This window comes from Plantactinospora sonchi, assembly GCF_036422035.1.
In the GTDB taxonomy this organism is placed as follows: Bacteria; Actinomycetota; Actinomycetes; order Mycobacteriales; family Micromonosporaceae; genus Plantactinospora; species Plantactinospora sonchi.
Genome location: NZ_JAZGQK010000005.1, coordinates 71704 through 89371, shown reverse-complemented (window position 1 = coordinate 89371; position 17668 = coordinate 71704). Strand labels below are relative to the sequence as shown.

The 17668-nt window shown below is 71.1% G+C and carries 11 protein-coding genes; 7 read left to right on the top strand and 4 right to left on the bottom strand.

Features of this window, described 5'->3' with window-relative positions:
• The coding region (locus V1633_RS06405; protein WP_331213253.1) for an IS5 family transposase at positions 1–825 on the top strand (825 nt) is incomplete at its 5' end.
• Positions 826–904: 79 nt separating this feature from the next.
• Positions 905–1525 (top strand): hypothetical protein, encoded by a 621-nt coding sequence (locus V1633_RS06400; RefSeq protein WP_331213252.1) that lies wholly within the window; start codon positions 905–907, stop codon positions 1523–1525.
• 181 nt (positions 1526–1706) lie between these two features.
• On the opposite strand, the gene V1633_RS06395 is transcribed toward V1633_RS06400, so the two are convergent.
• Positions 1707–2651, bottom strand: a complete 945-nt coding sequence (locus V1633_RS06395) for an inositol-3-phosphate synthase (RefSeq protein WP_331213251.1) — start codon at positions 2649–2651, stop codon at positions 1707–1709.
• Between the two features lie 349 nt (positions 2652–3000).
• On the opposite strand from V1633_RS06395, the gene V1633_RS06390 reads away from it, so the two are divergent.
• From V1633_RS06390 to V1633_RS06370, 5 genes are read left to right on the top strand one after another with little or no spacing between them, the layout of a single operon-like run.
• Positions 3001–3405, top strand: a complete 405-nt coding sequence (locus tag V1633_RS06390; protein ID WP_331213250.1) for a hypothetical protein — start codon at positions 3001–3003, stop codon at positions 3403–3405.
• Complete coding sequence (locus V1633_RS06385; RefSeq protein WP_331213249.1) at positions 3402–4178, top strand: nucleotide exchange factor GrpE; 777 nt, start codon at positions 3402–3404, stop codon at positions 4176–4178. The genes V1633_RS06390 and V1633_RS06385 overlap by 4 nt, the downstream gene beginning before the upstream one ends.
• Complete coding sequence (locus tag V1633_RS06380) at positions 4175–5851, top strand: Hsp70 family protein (RefSeq protein ID WP_331213248.1); 1677 nt, start codon at positions 4175–4177, stop codon at positions 5849–5851. The genes V1633_RS06385 and V1633_RS06380 overlap by 4 nt, the downstream gene beginning before the upstream one ends.
• The gene (locus V1633_RS06375; protein ID WP_331213247.1) at positions 5848–7953 is read left to right on the top strand and encodes an Hsp70 family protein; all 2106 of its coding nucleotides are present in this window, start codon (positions 5848–5850) and stop codon (positions 7951–7953) included. Before V1633_RS06380 ends, V1633_RS06375 begins: the two co-directional genes overlap by 4 nt.
• Positions 7950–11000 (top strand): hypothetical protein, encoded by a 3051-nt coding sequence (locus V1633_RS06370; protein ID WP_331213246.1) that lies wholly within the window; start codon positions 7950–7952, stop codon positions 10998–11000. The genes V1633_RS06375 and V1633_RS06370 overlap by 4 nt, the downstream gene beginning before the upstream one ends.
• A gap of 54 nt (positions 11001–11054) precedes the next feature.
• On the opposite strand, the gene V1633_RS06365 is transcribed toward V1633_RS06370, so the two are convergent.
• The 3 genes from V1633_RS06365 to V1633_RS06355 all read right to left on the bottom strand — a co-directional run bounded on the left by V1633_RS06365 (position 11055) and on the right by V1633_RS06355 (position 17403).
• A complete protein-coding gene (locus tag V1633_RS06365) occupies positions 11055–11558 on the bottom strand; it encodes a hypothetical protein (RefSeq protein WP_331213245.1) in 504 nt (167 codons plus the stop codon).
• A gap of 96 nt (positions 11559–11654) precedes the next feature.
• Positions 11655–13241 (bottom strand): hypothetical protein, encoded by a 1587-nt coding sequence (locus V1633_RS06360; protein WP_331213244.1) that lies wholly within the window; start codon positions 13239–13241, stop codon positions 11655–11657.
• A gap of 145 nt (positions 13242–13386) precedes the next feature.
• The gene (locus V1633_RS06355; RefSeq protein ID WP_331213243.1) at positions 13387–17403 is read right to left on the bottom strand and encodes a tetratricopeptide repeat protein; all 4017 of its coding nucleotides are present in this window, start codon (positions 17401–17403) and stop codon (positions 13387–13389) included.
• Between the last annotated feature and the right edge of the window lie 265 nt (positions 17404–17668).

The window sequence follows — 17668 nt, the reverse complement described above, 5'->3', positions numbered from 1 at the left end:
GACGCCCAGTGGGAGATCCTCGCCGGGCTGCTACCCGAGCCCGCGTGTCGACGGCCCAGCGGCGGCCGGCCGGAACGTCACCACCGCCGGGCGATCATCGACGCGATCTTCTACCTCGTCGACAACGGGGTGAAGTGGCGGGCCCTGCCGGTGGACTTCCCACCCTGGGCCACGGTCTACGGCTTCCACGCCCGATGGAGTGACAACCTGACGGTGATCGAACTGACGGGCCGTCTGCGCGCCGCCCTACGGGTGGCTCATGGCCGCCAACCCGACCCCACCGCGGGTTGTATCGACGCCCAGTCCGTGTCCGAGACCGCCGAGGCCACCGTGCCGAAGACGACCAGCGGCTTCGACCCCCACAAACGGGTCAACGGACGGAAACGACACATCCTCGTCGACACCCTCGGCCTACTCATCGCCGTCCACGTCACCGCCGCCGACACCCACGACCGCGACGGGGCGTCACCCCTGCTGCACACCGCCGCCGCAGTGGGTGTCCGCCACCTCTGGGCCGACAAGGCCTACCGAGGCGACCTCGTCACCCGGACACGAGACAACCTCGGCATCACCATCGAGATCGCCACCGAACCCAGCAAAGGCAAGGGCTTCCAGGTCGTGCCCCGACGATGGGTGGTCGAGCGGACGTTCGCCTGGATCAGCCGCCGACGCCGCTGCGCCCGCGACTACGAACGCCTACCCGACCACCACGAAGCCATCGTCTACTGGGCCGCCATCATCCAGATGAGCCGACGACAAGCCCACATGACCTACCACAAACCCCAACACCAGGTTCAGAAACAGGCTCTATACAAAAAGCGATAGGAAGGGGCCCTTCCTTACACGACATCGGCTCCGGTTAAGGTCTGCGGGACCGCACTTGGCCACGTGGGGAGGAGCCGGCATGAGCGTGGACCCGACCGGTGCGGGGACGCCGTCCGGTCCCCCGAGCGACCCCTGGCAGACCGGACCGTCGGAGTGGTCGACGCCGCCGGCCTACGAGCCGTCGCCGTACGATCCTCCGGCGCACCAGCCACCGTTGCCGCCGACGCCCGGGGCGCCGGGGCCGGCGTACCCGCCGACGCAGGCGTACCCGGGTGGGATTCCGCCGGTGAGTGGGCCGCCGACCAGCGTCGTTCCGGCCGGTGCCGGACAGTGGCAGTCGCCGGGACACGAGCCGGTGGTGGCCCAGATCGGCGAGCTGACGGTCACCCCGACGACGGTACGCACACCGAGCGGCGACATTCCGCTGGCCGGCTCGCAGTGGCACGTCGCGGACTACTGGCAGACCGAGCAGAAGATCCCGACCTGGGCAGTTGTCTGCGCGATCGTCGGGTTCTGCTTCCTGACCGTGTTCAGCCTGCTCTTCCTGTTGGCGAAGGAGACCGTCCACCGGGGTGTGGTGCAGGTCACGGTGACCAACGGGGCCCGGCAGTACGTGGCCCGGGTGCCGGTCGTCAGTCAGCCCCAGGTGCAGGCGATCCACCAACAGGTCAACTACGTCCGCTCGTTGGCCGCGTCCTGACGTCGGACCCGACCTCGGTACACGTCGCGGATACGGCTGGGTGGAACGGCGTCCGGACGCGGCCGAGACGTCCCGTCACCGGGCCGATGATCGCGCCGCCCGCCGGCACGATCGCGGTCACGGTGAGCGTCGCGGTCACGGTGAGCGTCGCAGCCGCCGCGGTGGGGGGTGGCCGTCAGGGTCAGATCGCTGTTCCCGGCGGGGACTTGAACAGCGGCGACGCGTCGAGAGGATAGCCGCCACGTCCGGCTCGCAACGCGCTCGCCGCGATGCGGATCAGGTCGATGTTGACGCCGGCGGCACCGCTCGGGTCGTGCACCTTCAGCTTCACGTCGAGGCTCACCGCCGTCCCACCCCAACCCTGTGCCTCGATGTTGAGGTGCGCCACCTTCTGTGACTTCAGCTGCGACAGGTACCCGAGCGGAGCCAACTCGACCTTGTCAGCCGCCGGTAGGGCGTTGAGTTTGGACTGTTCCTTCGTGGTGGAGTTCTCGACGAGGTTGCGGAAGTCCTCGGTGCCGCCCAGATTGACCTGATAGGAGCTGACCAGGGTGAGACCCCGCTCCCCCAGCAACCGCAGCAGCGCGTTGTGCAGCACCGAGGTACCGAACTGGCTGGCCAGGTCGTCACCGAGCAACGGCAGACCGGCCGCCTCGAACCGTCGCATCCATTCCGGATCGCGAGCTATCCCGTCGGCTGTGGTGTTCACGAAGGCGACACCGGCATGGTGGGCGGCCTCGGCGTAGGCCCGGGCCGTGTCCGGCCGGCCGCTCGGCGCCGAGTAGAGCAGCACCTCGGCCCCCGCCAGCGCCGCCGCCACCCGATCCACCCCGGTCGCGTCGGTCAGGCCCCTGGTCACCGGGACATCCGCCCTGGGCAGGTCGCGGTCGAGACGAGGGAAGTTGTTCGGCGCCATGAAGATCACCTCGGTCAGGTCCTTGCCGATCTTCTCCTCCGAGGTCGCGAAAGCCGCGACGAAGTCGATGTCCCCCACCCCGAGGCCGTCGATCGTCGGACGGTGAACACCCACCAGGCTGCCGGTCCGGCGATGGAGGGCGATTCCCTGCACCAGCGCCGAGGTGTTGTTACCGGTACCCACGACCGCGACCTTCACTCGCTTGATCATGACGCGAGGCTACGTCACACCCGGCCGGCCAGGTGACCGAGTGTTCGGCCCCCTGCCCCGGTGGCGGCCGCCCGGGGCGACCGTCATCACCCGGACACATCCGGCGGGGGGACGGATTCGCCCGTCGGAAGACGGACCGGCCCGCCGTACGGTCGCGGGTCGGACCGGCCTGGCGGTACGGCGTCCGTTGGACACCCGAGGGGCTGGTGACCGACGCCCAGGAGCGGTCCCGGAGCTTCCGGGCGATCCTCGTCGATGAACGGTCAATTCACATCTCTCGACACGGACCCTGCGGGCGTGTATGTGGTACTCATCGAGTCCGTTCACCGTGTCGGTCGGAGGTTGTGACGTGGATGTGGATGTGGCGGGGGCGGTGGTGCCGTACGTGGCGACCGCTGTGGGCGCGTACGGGGCCGGGGTGGTCAGCCGGCTCCAGGACGCGGCGGCCGACGCGACGGTGGGAGTCGGTGGCCAGCTGCTGCGTCGCCTGCTGGGACGTACGGAGTCGGCTCCGACGTTGACCGCGGCGGTACGGGAGCTCGCGATCGATCCGTCCGACGAGGACCGACTCGCCCTCCTGCGTCTGCGGATCCGCGAGATCCTGCAGGCCGACGACGACGTCCGGCGGGACGTGTCCGAGATCCTCAAGGCGGCCAAGCCCTCCGTCACCGCCTCGGGCACCCGGTCCGTCGCCGCCCAGACCATCAGTGGCGGCGTGGTGTCCACCGGCGACAACGCCAAGATCACCAGATGACTCCGGAACCCCGTCGAGCGGCCGACGACGAGACGACGGCCACCACGACCGTCGGCGCCCCGGGTGATGTCCCGACCTCCGGCCACGGCGGCACCGACGTCTCGCTCGACCTGCTGCTCGGCGAGATCCGCCGACTCCAGTCGGCCTTCGATTCGAAGATCCGGTACGACGAGGTACGCGAGCGTTTCGTCCAGTCGATGAGTGACGAGCTGACGGCGTACCGGGAGAACCAGGCGCTGCTGCACCTGCGTCCGCTGCTGGTCGACCTGATCACGATGTACGACGATCTGACCAGGGTCGGCGAGACGCCGGACTGTCCGGCCGAGACGGCGAAGGTGCTCGCCCTGTTCCGGGACACCGTGAAGCAGGTGCTCGCCCGCAGCGGCGTGGAACCGTTCACGGTGGAGGACGACGTCCTCGACCGGGGGCACCAGCAGGCGATCAGCGTCGTACCGACCGACGACCCGGCGGCGAACCGCCGGATCGCCCAGCGGCTGCGGCCGGGCTTCCGGTGGAACGGGAAGGTGCTGCGACCGGAGTGGGTCACCGTCTACCGCTACACCCGGACGGCGGCACCGCAGACCACCCCGCCGCAGACCGGCACGACTCCGCCGCAGACCAGCGCGACTCCACACGACGCCGGCGCACCGGACGCCACAGCCGCCCGGCACAGCGGCGCACCGGACGGCGGCACCACGCCGGCCGGCGGCACGGCACCGCCGTCGCACACCCCCGCCCCCGGCCAAGCCGACGACGAAGGAGCCCCGAGTTGACCGACAGTCGCGTCTATGGCATCGATCTGGGAACGACGTACACCTGCATCGCCCACGTCGACGACCGCAGCGGCCGCCCCACGATCACCCCCAACATCGAGGGCGAGCTCACCACACCCTCGGTTGTCCTGTTCGAGGACGCGGAGACCCGGGTCGTCGGCCGGGAGGCGAAGAACACCGCGGTCCTGGAGTCCGACAACGTCGTCGAGATGGTCAAGCGGGAGATGGGCAAGCCCGAGTGGCGACGGGAGTTCTTCGACCGGGAGTACTCGCCGGAGGAGATCTCCTCCTACATTCTGCGCAAGGTCGTCGAGGACGCCGAGCGGCACGAGGGGGTACGACCGCAGAAGGTGGTGATCACCTGCCCGGCGTACTTCGGCATCCCGCAGCGGGAGGCGACCGCGGCGGCCGGACGGATCGCCGGGCTCGACGTCCTGGAGATCATCAACGAGCCGACCGCAGCCGCCATCACGTACGGCAGCCAGCACCCCGAGGACCAGGTCGTGCTCGTGTACGACCTCGGCGGCGGCACCTTCGACGTCACCGTCATCGAGATCAAGGAACGCGCGATCACGGTCATCGCCACCGACGGCGCGCACGAGCTCGGTGGCCGTGACTGGGACGAGGAGATCGTCAAGTACCTCGCCGCGCAGTGGCAGGCCGAGCACCCGGGGACGACCGTCGACCCGCTCGACTCGCCGGAGACCGTCCAGGACCTCTGGCTGCGGGCGGAGAGCGCGAAGCGGACCCTCAGCAGCCTGGCCCAGACCAAGGTCCCGGTGAGCCACGACGGTCAGCAGGTGGCGGTGCAACTGACCCGGGAGAAGTTCACCGAACTGACCCGGCATCTGCTGGAGAGCACCGTCACCCTGACCCGGCAGGTGTTGCAGACCGCCCGCGAGCTGGGCTACCCGAGGATCGAGCGACTGCTCCTGGTCGGCGGCTCGACGAAGATGCCGCAGGTCGCCGAGCGGCTGACCGAGGAGTTCTCCTTCGACATCAAGAGTTTCGAGCCGGACCAGGCGGTCGCCAAGGGCGCCGCGATCTACGGCCAGAAACTCGCCATCGGTGAGCGGATCCGGCACGAGATCGCCAACCGGCTCGACCGCGCGCCGGAGCAGGTCGACATCAACAGCGCGCCGGCCGAGGTCCGGGAGGCCGCCGAGGAGGCCGTTGCCAGCAACCTGGGCCTGCGGCTGGACACGGTGCAGCAGCTCGGCGGCATGGTGGTCCGCAACGTGGTCAGCCACAGTTTCGGGGTGCGGGCCCTGGAGGGGGACGCCAAGGTCGAGGTGATCGCCAACCTCATCCTCAGCCAGCAGACGCTGCCGGCGGAGGCCAAGGCCGTCTTCGGCACCCTGTATGCCGGGCAGAGCACGGTCGAACTGCGGATCTTCGAGAACACCTCACGGGACAAACGCGTCAAGGACCTCGCCACCGGCGAGCAGGTCGGCAACGCGATCCTCGAACTCACCCCCGGGCTGCCGGGCAACTCGCCGATCGAGGTGACCTTCCGGATCGACAACGAGGGACGGCTCGACATCACCGGCCGGGACGCCTCCTCGGTCAACGGCAAGGAGGTCACCGCGACCATCGCGACCAACCGGGCGCTCTCCGCCGAGCAGGTGGCGGACGCGATCGAGCACGCGCAGAGCATCCGGGTGATCGGTTGACCAGCCGGCCCGAGGCGTACGGCGACCGGGCGCCGCTCGCGATCGGCATCGACCTTGGTACCACGTACTCGGCGGTGGCCTGGGTCAATCCGGAGGGGGATCCGGAGATCATCCCGAACGCCCTGGGTGAGCCGCTCACCCCGTCGGTGGTCAGTCTCGTCGACGGCCGTCCGGTGGTGGGCGCGGACGCGAAGGCGGACCAGGCCCGGGGCGCCAGCGAGGTGGCGCACCTGTTCAAGCGGGCGATGGGCAATCCGGCCTTCGAGTTTCCCCTCGGCGACGAGCTGTGGAGCCCGCCGAGGCTCTCCGCCCTGGTGCTCCGGCACCTGAAGGAGCAGGCCGAGGCGGCGCTCGGTCGACCGGTGACCCGGGCGGTGGTCACCGTGCCGGAGTACTTCACGCATCCGGAGCGGGCCGCCACCATGGAGGCCGGCCGGCTCGCCGGGCTCGACGTACCCCGGATCATCAGCGAGCCCACCGCCGCCGCCCTCGCGTACGGGCTGCGGCCGGGTCCGGGGTCCCGCACGGTCCTGGTGTACGACCTGGGCGGCGGCACCTTCGACATCTCGCTCGTCCTGATCGGCCCGGACGAGATCCGGGTGCTCTGCAGCGACGGCAACCACGAACTCGGCGGCCGGGACTGGGACGACCGGCTGGCCCAGATCGTGCTGCGGGAGTTCCCCGGCGTGGCGGACGCCCTGGCGGAGGATCCGGGTGCGCTGCTGGTCGAGGTGGAGAAGCTCAAGCGCACCCTCTCCGCCCGACAGTCGGCCGAGTTCCGGCTGCTGGTCGACGGCCGGTCGCTGACCTGCCGGGTCAGCCGGGAGGCGTTCGAGGAGGCCAGCCGTGACCTGCTGGAACAGACCGGCCAACTGATCGAGAAGGTTCTCGACGAGAAGGGTCTGCACTGGCCGGACATCGACGGGATCCTGCTGGTCGGCGGGTCGACCCGGATGCCGATGGTGCAGCGTTACCTTGAGCGGCTCTCCGGTCGGCCGCCGATGGGCGGCGTGCATCCCGACCACGCGGTGGCGCTCGGCGCGGCGGCGCAGGCGGCGATCCTGCTGGAGGACGAGGAGTCGTCCCGGTTGCGGCTGGCGGGGTCGGCGGTGACGGCCGAGCCGCTGCTGCGGCTCGACGCGCCGAGACAGATCAGCAACGTGGTCGCGCACAGCCTCGGCATGATCGCCGAGAACGCCGCCGGCGACCGGTACGTCAACAGCGTGCTGGTGCCCCGTAACCAGACGATTCCCTGCGCGCACACCCGGCCGTACGAGTTCCACCTCGACGGCGGTGGCAAGGAACTGCTGGAGGTCTTCCTGACCCAGGGCGAGACCGACGACCCGTCGACCTGTGTCTACCTCGGCCGGTACGGGGTGACCGGTTTCCCGAAGGGCGGCCGGCGCCAGGTGGTCATCGACGTGTCGTACGCGTACGACGACAACGCCCTGGTCACGGTGACCGCGGCGGAGCGGGCCACCGGCACCCCGCTGCGGGTGACGGTGGAGAGCCTGCCGGAGGACGTCCCGCAGCGGTTCCTCGAACCGCCGGTCCGGACCGTCTCCCGGGAGCCGAAGACCATCTACCTCGCCTTCGACCTCTCCGGCAGCATGTCCGGGCTGCCGCTGGCCGAGGCGCAACGGGCCGCCCGGGCGTTCGTCAGCCAGCTGGACCTCACCACCACCTCGGTCGGCCTGATCGCCTTCTCCGACAAGGTCCGGACGACGCAGTCGGCGACCGGCAACGCCAACCGGATCGAACGCGCGATCAAGGCCCTCCAGGTGGGCAGCACCGGCTACGGCAACGCCACCCATCCCTTCGACGAGTTGTACAAGCTGCTGGCGTCGGTACCCGGCCGACGTTTCGGGGTGGTGCTGGCCGACGGGGTGTGGTCCCGGCAGGATCTCGCCGTACGGCAGGCCCAGCGCTGCCACCGCGACCACATCGACGTCGTCGCCGTCGGGTTCGGCGGCGCGGACGAGCGGTTCCTGCGGCAGATCGCCTCCTCGACCGAGCAGGCGCTGTTCACCGATCTCCACCAGCTCACCGCCGTGTTCGGCACGATCGCGCGGGAGATCACCGAGGGCGCCTCCGGCTCATGACCAGCCCGGAGAAGCGGAAGGGGGAGGCGGAACGGCCCAACTTCTTCCTGTTGCTCGGGCTCGACCCGGCCGCGCCCTGGGACGAGGCGGAGTTCAACGGCAGGTTCCGTCGCTCCGTCGCCGCTTGGACGAAGGCGACGAGCGGGCTCGGTCAACGGGCCAGCGAGGCCAAGGCGAACCTGTTCCTGAGGGACCAGATCGACAAGGTCATGCGCACCCCGGAGACCCGGGATCAGGAGCGGACCCGGGCGCTCCAGTTGCAGGAGGCGGCCCGGGTCGCCCGGCGGCGGGATCTGGCCGAACGACTCGACGTCCTGCTCGCCCGGGGCTACCTCCTCGACGCGGAGGTGACAAAGCTCCAGGCCGACTTCGCTGACATCCTGGAGTCGAGTCCGGATCTGCGCGGGCGGCTCACGGCGGCCCCGGTGCGCCGGGTGACGGCGGAGGGCCCGTCACGGCTGGACGCCTCCCGGGAGCAGGAGATCTTCGCCCACCTCGACGCGCTCAAGGTGAAGTCCCTGTACGACGTGCTGAAGGAGATCAACAAGAGCATCACCGACACCAGTCCCCGGGAACTCCTGCTGGACGCCGCCGACCAGCTCGCCGACGAGGTCCGCAAGTTCAAGGACAAGCGGGACCCGAGGCTGCTGCACCGGGAGCGGCTGAGCGGTTTCGCCCGGGTCGTCTTCGGCTCCGACGACGAGCGCCGACGGTACGACGTGTCGATGCGGCTGTCCAGCCTGCGGTCCCTGGTCACCTTCTTCGAGGAGGCGCTCTCGGAGGCCGCCGAGGTGAGCGCCGCCCAGGTGGAGCTGTATCTGCGCCGGGCGCGGGAGCGCGGGGTCGAGGATCTCGACCACGCCCGGGTCTACTTCGTCGAGCACTTCTTCCGGATCCGGCGGTGGCCGGTGCAACTGCCGGCCGAGGAGACCCAGCGGCAGCTCGCCCAACTGGTCCAGTGCGCGTACTGCCACGAGTTGAACGCGCCGAACGAACGGGTCTGCCGGGCCTGCGGGGAGGAACTCCGGATTCCCTGCCCGAACTGCGGCCAGGTCGCACCCCGGTACGGCGGCGGCTGCCGGTGCGGTTTCCCGATCGGGCAGCGGACGCTGGTGGCCAGCCTGGTCGCGGAGGCGCAGCAGGCACTGGACCGGCTGGACTTCGCCCGGGCCCAGCTCGAACTGGAGCGGGCGGAACGGATCTGGCGCCTTCCACCGGACCGCACCGACGAGTTGGCGACCCGCGTCCGTGCCACCCGGCGTCGGCTGGAGGAGATCCGCGGCGGCATCGCCGAGGCGGCGGCGGAGGTCGAACGGCAGTTCCGGGCGCGCCGGTTCCGGTCCGCCGTCACGCTCCTGCAGACCGCCCCGGAGGGGCTGCCCCAACGCGATGCGCTGCTGGCCCAGGCCGAGCGGGCGGTACGCCAGGCGCGGGACCTCTACCAGCAGGCCCGGCGGCCCGGCCTCGCCCCGTCGACCCGGGCCGAGCTGTACGCCGAGGCGCTGCAGGCCTGTGACGACTTCGAGCAGGCCCGGATCGAACTCGCCCAGATCGCACCGTCGCCACCCCGACGGGTACGCGCCATCGTGGACAGCCCGGCCGCCGGGGTACGGGTGGAGTGGGATCCCTCCCCCGACCCGGACGTCTCCTACGTGGTGGTCCGGGGCACCGGGCCGACGCCGCCGCGTTCGGTCGAGGAGCTGCCCGACCAGCAGCGGGTCGGCCGGACCGCAGCGACCAGCTGGCGGGACCAGGGCGCCGCGGCGGTGGCCGGGCGGACCCTGCGGTACAGCGTGTTCACGGACCGCCGAGGCACCTTCTCGGTGCCGGCCAGCGCCGATCCGATCCTGGTCGCGGCCGACGCGACGGATGTGACGTGTGTGTCCGAGGACGGCCGGGTGGTGCTGACCTGGCACCTGCCCGAGCACGCCGCCCGGGTCGAGGTACGGCGGATGGAACTCGGCTCCCAGGCCGGTTCCACGGTGCTGCCGAACGCCGGGACCGGCCGGGCCGTCGACACCCAGGTCCGGAACGGGCTGCGCTACCGCTACACCGTCCGGGTCGCGTACCAGGATCCGAGCGGTGAGCTGTGGTGGTCGGCCGGGGTGGCCCGGGACGTCACGCCGATCGAGCGGCCCGCTCCGCCGGGCCCGCTGCTCGTCACCGGCGCCCCCTCGGCGACCGGCATGTTCCACCACCGCACCCTGGTCCGTTGGCCGAGTCCGGACGCCGGGGTGGTCCGGGTGGTCCGGCAGGCCGGTGCGGGTTCACTGCGGGAGGGCGAAGTCATCTCGGCGGACTCGGTGGGCCGGGACGGCTTTGTGCTGCCGGACGGGAACCCGGCCAGCGACGTCTGGATCGAGGCCGGCCTCGACCTCTGCTCGTACTTCCCGGTGCTGATCCTGGAGCGGGTCGGCTACGTCGGCCAGCCACGCCGCTACGCCCACGTCGGTGATCCGGGCGACGTCGAGGGCGAGTTCGCCGGTCCGACGGTCCGCCTCGGCTGGACCTGGCCGGAGGGGGCGGCTGCGGTCCTGGTCGGCCACGACCCGACCCGCGCGCCGGCCGATCCGACCGCCGCCGCCGGGCAACTGGTCGTCGACCGGGTCGGCGGTGCCTCGTTCGGCGGCGCCGAGGTGCCGGTCGGCGGCGACGAGCTGCACGTCGTCGTCGCCACCGTGGTACGTCGGGACGGCCTGGACTTCGTCACCTCCGGCGTGCCGGTACGGGTCCGGCGCCCCGAGGTCCGGGTCAACTACGCGGTACGCCAGCTCAGTCGACGCCGTCGTGAACTGGTGCTCTGGTGCGATCTGCCGGTGAGGCTGCCCGCGCTGACCGTCGTCGCCCGGTCCGGCCGGGCCCCCTGCACCCGGGGTGACGGTGCGCGGATCACCGGGACCGGCGCGGTCACCCTGCGCGGGCAGCGTACGGTCCCGCTGCCGCGCGCGCCCGGGGACGACCTGTGGTACCGGGTCTTCACCACCGATCCGGCCGACCGGGCGGTGGTCGAACTGGCGGAACATGCGCGGGTCAGCCCCGGCGGCTGAACCGGTCGGCCGTTCGCGGGTCGACGCCGAGGGCTGAACCGGCGACGTTCGCGGTCAGCGCCGGAAAAGGTAGACGTCGATGGTGAGTTTCGACGGTGGCGAGGCGAGGCTGTGGAACGGGCGGTAGACCGTACCCCGGAAGATGATCCCGTCCCGGCCGAGCGCGCGCAGGGCGTCGTTGGCCCGGTTCGCGATCCGCCGGGCCCGGGCGGTGTTGTCTCCCGAGGCGCCGCCGAAGGTGAGCACCAGCCCGGCCCGGCGGCCCTTGAGGTCCGGATGGCCCTTGACCCGGTTCTGCAGGGCGCGGATCGCGCCACGCTTGTTGCTCAGCAGGCCACGCCAGTCGACCGAGTTCAGTTCGATGCTGACCGGTTCGAGTTCGAGCACCGGCTCGGGCGTCGGTGACGACGACGGCGAGGCGGGGACGGACGCCGACGGGGAGGCGGTCGGCTCCGGGGTCGGCAGGAGCGGCGCCCCCATCGTCGTCGCCACCAGGTACGTCATGGCGAGCGCGAACATCAGGTCGGCGAAGAGCCAACCGATGCTGCCGAAGACCACGTTGCCCGGATCCCGACCGGCCGCCCGGTGCCGTCTACGAGCCAGAAACCACACGGAGATCCTCCCGGAGTGGTGGGACGGACGTTGTGTCGTTCGCTACCGGCCGACCATCCGGCCCCACCAGCGGCGGCCGCCGGCCGCCGCCAGACCGGCCGAGACGTTGGCCAGGTCGGCCGAGGCCCTGGCCAGGTTGGTGGCCGTGGCGTGCAGGGCCCGGGTGGTCAGTTCCAGGGCGCCACCGGTGGTGACCAGGTCCCGGTCGGCCTCGGCCAGTTTGGTGCTGGCCTGGACCACGTTCTGGGCCAGCGCCTCCAGGTCGCCGCGGAGCCGGCCGCTGAGCGTCTCGGTGGCCTCGCGCATCGCGGTCGCCGCCGTGTTCATGCTCTGCACGTTCTCGGCCAGCCGGGCCACGAAGGCGCTCTGCGAACCGTCGATCCGCCGCAGGTGTTCGTCGATGGAGACAGCCGTGCTGGCGTACGTGCCGGAACTCTCGGCGAGCAGTTGGGCCGACGCCGTCAGGTCGGTGACCCCGCTGGCCAGCGCGGCGGCACTGGTCCGGTACGTCTCCTGGTCGGCCCGGTACTCGCGCAGCGACTCCCGGAACCCCTCGAACAGCGGCGACATCTGCTGCTCGATCAGTTGCCGGTTGGCGGTGCCGGCCTGCTGGAGGACCTCCCGGGCCTGCTCGGCGGTGCCGGCGATCAGCTGGGCGTTCTCGGCGCGTACCGCGATCATGGTGGCCCGGGTCTCCTCCGCCAGCCCACCGACGAACTCCCGGCCCTGCTCCCGCAGCCCCTCCATCGTCTCCCGGCCCTTGGCGTGCAGGCCGGTCAGCTCCTCCCGACCCTGGCTGTAGAGCGTGGTCAGCTCCTCGCGGCCCTGGGCGTAGAGCGTGGTCAGCTCCTCGCGGCCCTGGGCGTAGAGCGCGGTCGCGGTCTCCCGGCCCTCGGTGACGAGTTGCAGGTTCGTCTCGGCGATCGTGCGGGTGTCCCGGACCGCCGCCTCGATGAGGCGCTGGGTCTCGCCGAGCACCCGCTGCGCCGCCGCCGCCCACTCCTCGGCGGTCATCGGCGGACGGATCGCGCTGGTCTCGGTGGCGAGGGCGAGCGCGGCCATCGCGTCGTCGATCCGGTTACGGAACCGGGCGAGCAGCCGGTTCGACTCGCTCTCCCGAGCGTGCGCCCAGACGGTGAGGGCGAGTACGACGCTGAGCATGAGGAAGGCGAAGATGGCGGTCTCGGCGAAGGTGGGGATGAAACTGCCGCCGAAGCGCTGCTCCCACAGCATGAGGAAGGGCTGGGTGGCCAGCTCCGGGTCCGCCTGCAGCTGCCGGTGGTAGCGCCAACTGGCCCAGCCGAGGAAGCACCAGGTCATCAACAGCGGCACCAGGGCCGCCGCGTTGCGCCAGCCGGTCAGCGTACGGACCCGGGCGTGCTGCAGTTCGGTCAGCTGGTCGAGCGGGTGCTCGATGGCGACCATCCGCTCCAGGCTGGCGTAGTCGCGCCGGGCCGCCGCCCGGTCCAGGGCGAGCAGGCGTTCCGCGTCGGAGACCGCACCGACGGCGACGAGTTCGGCGTGCACCTCGCGCAGTTTCCGGGCCGCCTCGGCACCGTTCGGCTCCAACTGCGCCACATTGTCGAACAGGTCGTCGCTCGCCTGCGCCTGCTGTGGTACGGCGACCATGAGCCGCTCCTTCAAGAGTCAGCACGTACGAGGGGGATTTGCTGCCGGAGTGTATAGACCCTAGTCATCCCGGCCATATCGGTGCACCGTCGACTCGCGCACTCCGCGCTGTCCGAAAAGGTCCGGAGCGGCTGTCGATCGGTGCTCAACGGCCATCGAGTCGCGCCTTTATGTCCTCGATCGTCGGATCGTCCGGCGGATAGTTGTCCATCGCGATCCGCAGGGCGCGTTTCAGCAGCGGCACCGCCTCCTCGCTCCGCCCCCGCTGCTGGTAGCTCGCACCCAGGTTGACCAGCCGGATTATCAGGTCGACGTGGTGTTCACCGAGTGCCGCCTCGGTGATGGTCAGCGCGCGTTCCTCGACCGGGATCGCGCTGCCGGGCTGGCCGTAGCTGTAGAAGCTGTGCCCGAGCCGGCCGAGCCGTTCGGCGAGTTCCAGCGCGTCCGGCCCGTACGTCGCCTCGGTCAACGCGACGGCCCGACGCTGCAACGGGATCGCCTTCGGGTACCGCCCGGCCGACGAATACGTGGTGGCGAGTTTGTCCAACCGGGGCAGGACCTCGGGATTGTCCTGGCCGTGGTATCGCTCGGCGATCTCCAGCGCCCGGGTACGCAGCGCCACCGCCTCGTCCGGGTCGCCGGTCGCCGCGTAGGACCCGGCGAGCCGGTCGAGCCGGTCGGCGATCCGGATGTCGTCGGGGCCGTACTGCTCCTCGGCGACGGCGAGGGCCCGGATGTCGAGCGCGAGAGCCTCGTCGTGCTGCTCCAGGTCACGATGGCTGGCCGCCAGGTTCTCCACCCGCAGCAGCAGCTCCGCCTGGTCCGTCGACCCTTCGGCGATCTCCAGCGCCCGGGTCTCCAGCGGGATCGCCTCCGCCGCCCGGTCCAGTTCGTAGTAGGCGAGACCGAGCAGGCCGAGCCAACCGGCCACCTCGACGTCGTGTGGGCCGTAGCCGCGTTCGGCGAGGTCGACCGCCCGGTGGTACAGCGGGATCAGCTCCTCGAAGCGGTACAACGGCCGGTACGCCTCGCCGAGGCGGCGGATCCGCTCCAGCACCTCGAGGTTGTCGACACCGTGCACATCGCCGGCGATCTCGACGGCACGCTCCCGCAACGGCACCTCGTCCTCGTACCGGGCCAGCTCGTGGTAGGTCGCGGCGAGGTTCTCCACCCGCAGCAGCAGGTCCGACCGGTGCGCACCGGGGTCGGCCTCGACGATGGCCAGCGCCCGCTGTTCCAGGGGCACCGCCTCCAGGTACCGGTCGGCCTGGTAGTAGGCGGTGCCGAGCCAGCCCAGTCGTTCGGCCATCCGCGGGTCGTCCGGCGGGTAGGTCAACTCCGCGACGGCGAGTGCCCGTTCCATCGCGGCGACCACCCGGGGGCGCCGGTCCAGTTTGCGCAGGATGCTGGCGATGGCGTCGAGCCGGTCGATCACCTCCTCGTGGTGCCGGCCGTAGGCCAGCTCGACGATCCGCAGGGCGCGGCGGAACAGGGCGAGCGCCTCCTCGAACCGGCCGAGGTCGCGGTTGTTGCGGGCCAGCGCGTCCAGCCGGGGTATCAGGTCCGGGTGGTCCTCGTGCAGCATGTTCTGCAGGAGGATCAGGGCCTTGCGGTTGAACTCCACCGCGTCGTCCAGCCGGCCGAGGTTCTCGTAGACCTCGGCGAGGTTGCCCATCGTGGTCACCAGGTCGGTGTGCGACTCGCCGTACGTCTCACGGGTGATGTCGATGGCGCGCTTGAGCAGCGGCACCGCCTCGTCGTACCGCTCCAGTGCGTAGAGGCTGTTCGCCAGGCCGCCGAGCCGGTTCGCCACGTCCCGGTGGTTGGGGCCGAAGTGCGTCTGGGTGATGGTCAGCGCCCGCTGGTCGAGCCGTCGGGCCTCCTCGGCACGGCCCAGCATCCGGTAGGTGCTGGCCAGGTTGCTCAGTCGGATGGCGACGTCCGGGTGGTCCGGCCCGTGTCGGGACTCGGTGATCCGCAGGGCCCGTTCGTCCAGCTCGGCGGCCTGCTCCGCCCGCCCGAGCTCCCGGCAGGTCGAGGCGAGACTGGCCAGCCGGGTGGCCACCTCCGGGTGGTCCGCGTCGAGTGCCGCGGTGACGATGTCCAGCGCGGTGTGTTCCAGCCGCAGCGCCTCGTCGTGCTCGCCGAGCGCGCCGCGTACGGCGGCCATCGCGCCGAGGACCATCGCCCGGTCCGGGTGGTCCGGCTCCAGCCGACGCTCGGCGATCGTCCAGGCCCGCTTGATCAGCTCCAGTGCCTCGGTGACCCGGTCCAGCTCGCGGTAGCTGCCGGCCAGGTCGACCAGCCGGTACGCGACCGTGATGTGCTCCGGCCCGAGTTCCCGCTCACTGATCGCCAGGGCGCGTTGCTGCAGTGGCACCGCCTCCCCGGTCTGGCCCAGTTCCTGGTAGACGGAGGCGAGGTTGGCCAGGCAGATCGCGACGAGCCGGTCCTCGGAGCCGTACGCCGCCTCGGTGATCCGTACCGCCCGGATCAGCAGCGGTACGGCCTCGCCGGGCCGACCGAGGGCGGTGTAGGTGATCGCGAGGTTGCTGAGCCGGGTGGCGATGGCGGTGTCGTCGGGCTGCAGGACCGACTCCGCGATCCGCAGCGCCTCCTCCTCCAGCTCGACCGCCTCGGCGTGCCGGCCCAGGTTCGAGTACGCGGCGCCGAGGTTGCCGAGCAGGGTGGCCAGCTCCGGCTCGCTCGTGGACATCAGGGACTTGCCGATCTCCAGGGCGAGCCCGGCGAACTTGGCCGTCTCCGTGTACCGGCCCTGACCGGCGGTGAACAGGCCGGCCTGGTTGAGCAGCCGGCTCAGTGGCGCGTCCTGGTTGTCGCCGCCGACGTTGTCGGCGAGCGCGTGGACGTGCGGCAGCAGGCTCCACCAGCGGGGCCAGCCGTCCATGTTCTCTTCGGGGTCGGTCGGTACCGAGCTGTCGAGCAGGTCGACGGCCCGGGTCGCGGCCGGGGCGACGCCCGAGTCGGTCCGGTCGGTCTGCGCCCCGCGCAGCACCGCCTGCACCAGCCGGTGGATGCTCACCGAGTCGCGGGTCAGGTTGATCATGCTGTACGAGGCGAGCAGGGCGAGCATCCGGTTCGCCGCGGTCACGCTTCCCCCGGCGAACGTGGTGACCAGGTCGCGCGGCAGGTCGGCCGGGCCCAGCCAGGCCAGCACGTCGAGCAGTTCGACGGCGTTCGGATCCGCCGCCAGCAGCGCTTCGAGGGTGATCTCCCAGACCTGGCTGACCGCGCGCTCGTGGCGGGCGGCCGGGGCGACCTCGGCGATCACCTCGGCGAGGCCACGGTCGAGCCGGTCGGCGTACCCGGCGAGCGGCTCGTCCGACGCCTTGACGTACGCGGCGGCCTGCTGCAACGCCAGCGGCAGGCAGCCCAGCACGACGGCGATCCGGTGGGCGGCGGGGCGGTCGTTCTGCCCGGTCCGGCGCAGCAGCAGGTCGACCGCCTCGTCCGGGTTGAGCATGTCCAGCCGGACGGGGCTGAGTCCGTAGTCCGCCCAGTCCACGTCCCGCCGGGTCGTCACCAGCACGTGGCCGCCGTCGGCGCCGGCCAGGAGTTCCGCGATGTCGGCGGGGTCCTCGACGTTGTCGAGGACGAGCAGCCAGCCCGGGTGGAACTGGAGCCACTCGGTCGCCCAGAGGGCCGCCGCCTCGGGTGGGGCGCTCAGCGTGGGCGCCAACCGGCGGGCCACCTGGGCGAGGCCCTCGGTGAGGTTGGCCGGACTGTCGGCGGTGATCCAGAAAACCGAGCTGTAGTCGGCCCGCTTCGCCGTCGCGTACTGCAGTGCCAGTTCCGTCTTGCCGACCCCGCCGAGCCCGGCGACGCTCTGTCCGACGACCCCGCCGCCCTCGGCCATCGCCAGGTCGAGGTCGGCGAGGGCGCGGTTGCGGCCGACGAAGACCGGCGCGGGGCGGCGGGGCGCCATCCACACCCGGCGTCGACCGACCTCCTGCACCGGAGGCAGATTCTCCGGGTACCGGTTGACATTTATCGTCGCGTTGTTGCCGGTCGAGATGATGCTGTCGGCGATCGATCCACCAAGGACCGACCGGTCGCCGGAGACGCTGAATCGCTGCGTTTCCGAGGCGGCCGGCTCGTCCTGCTCCTCGTCGTCGGGGCGGACCCCCTCGTCGCGGCTCAAACGACTACATCCAATATCCGTGATCTTTGAGGGTGTATGGAAGTCACGGTAACTATATGGGTCCATACGGGACTGATCGTCAATGGGTCGAAGGGCGGGCGGCCGGCGTCTCGAACTCCATTGGCCACCCACCCCACGTACCGTTTCCCCGAATGATCGACCGTCGGTGTCTCGACGAATCGGCGACCGAGGCTGATTCTCCGGCCCGGGCCGATCGCTGTGCGGCCGGCGTGAGCGGGGCGGCGAGGCGGCACCTCGGCGGTCG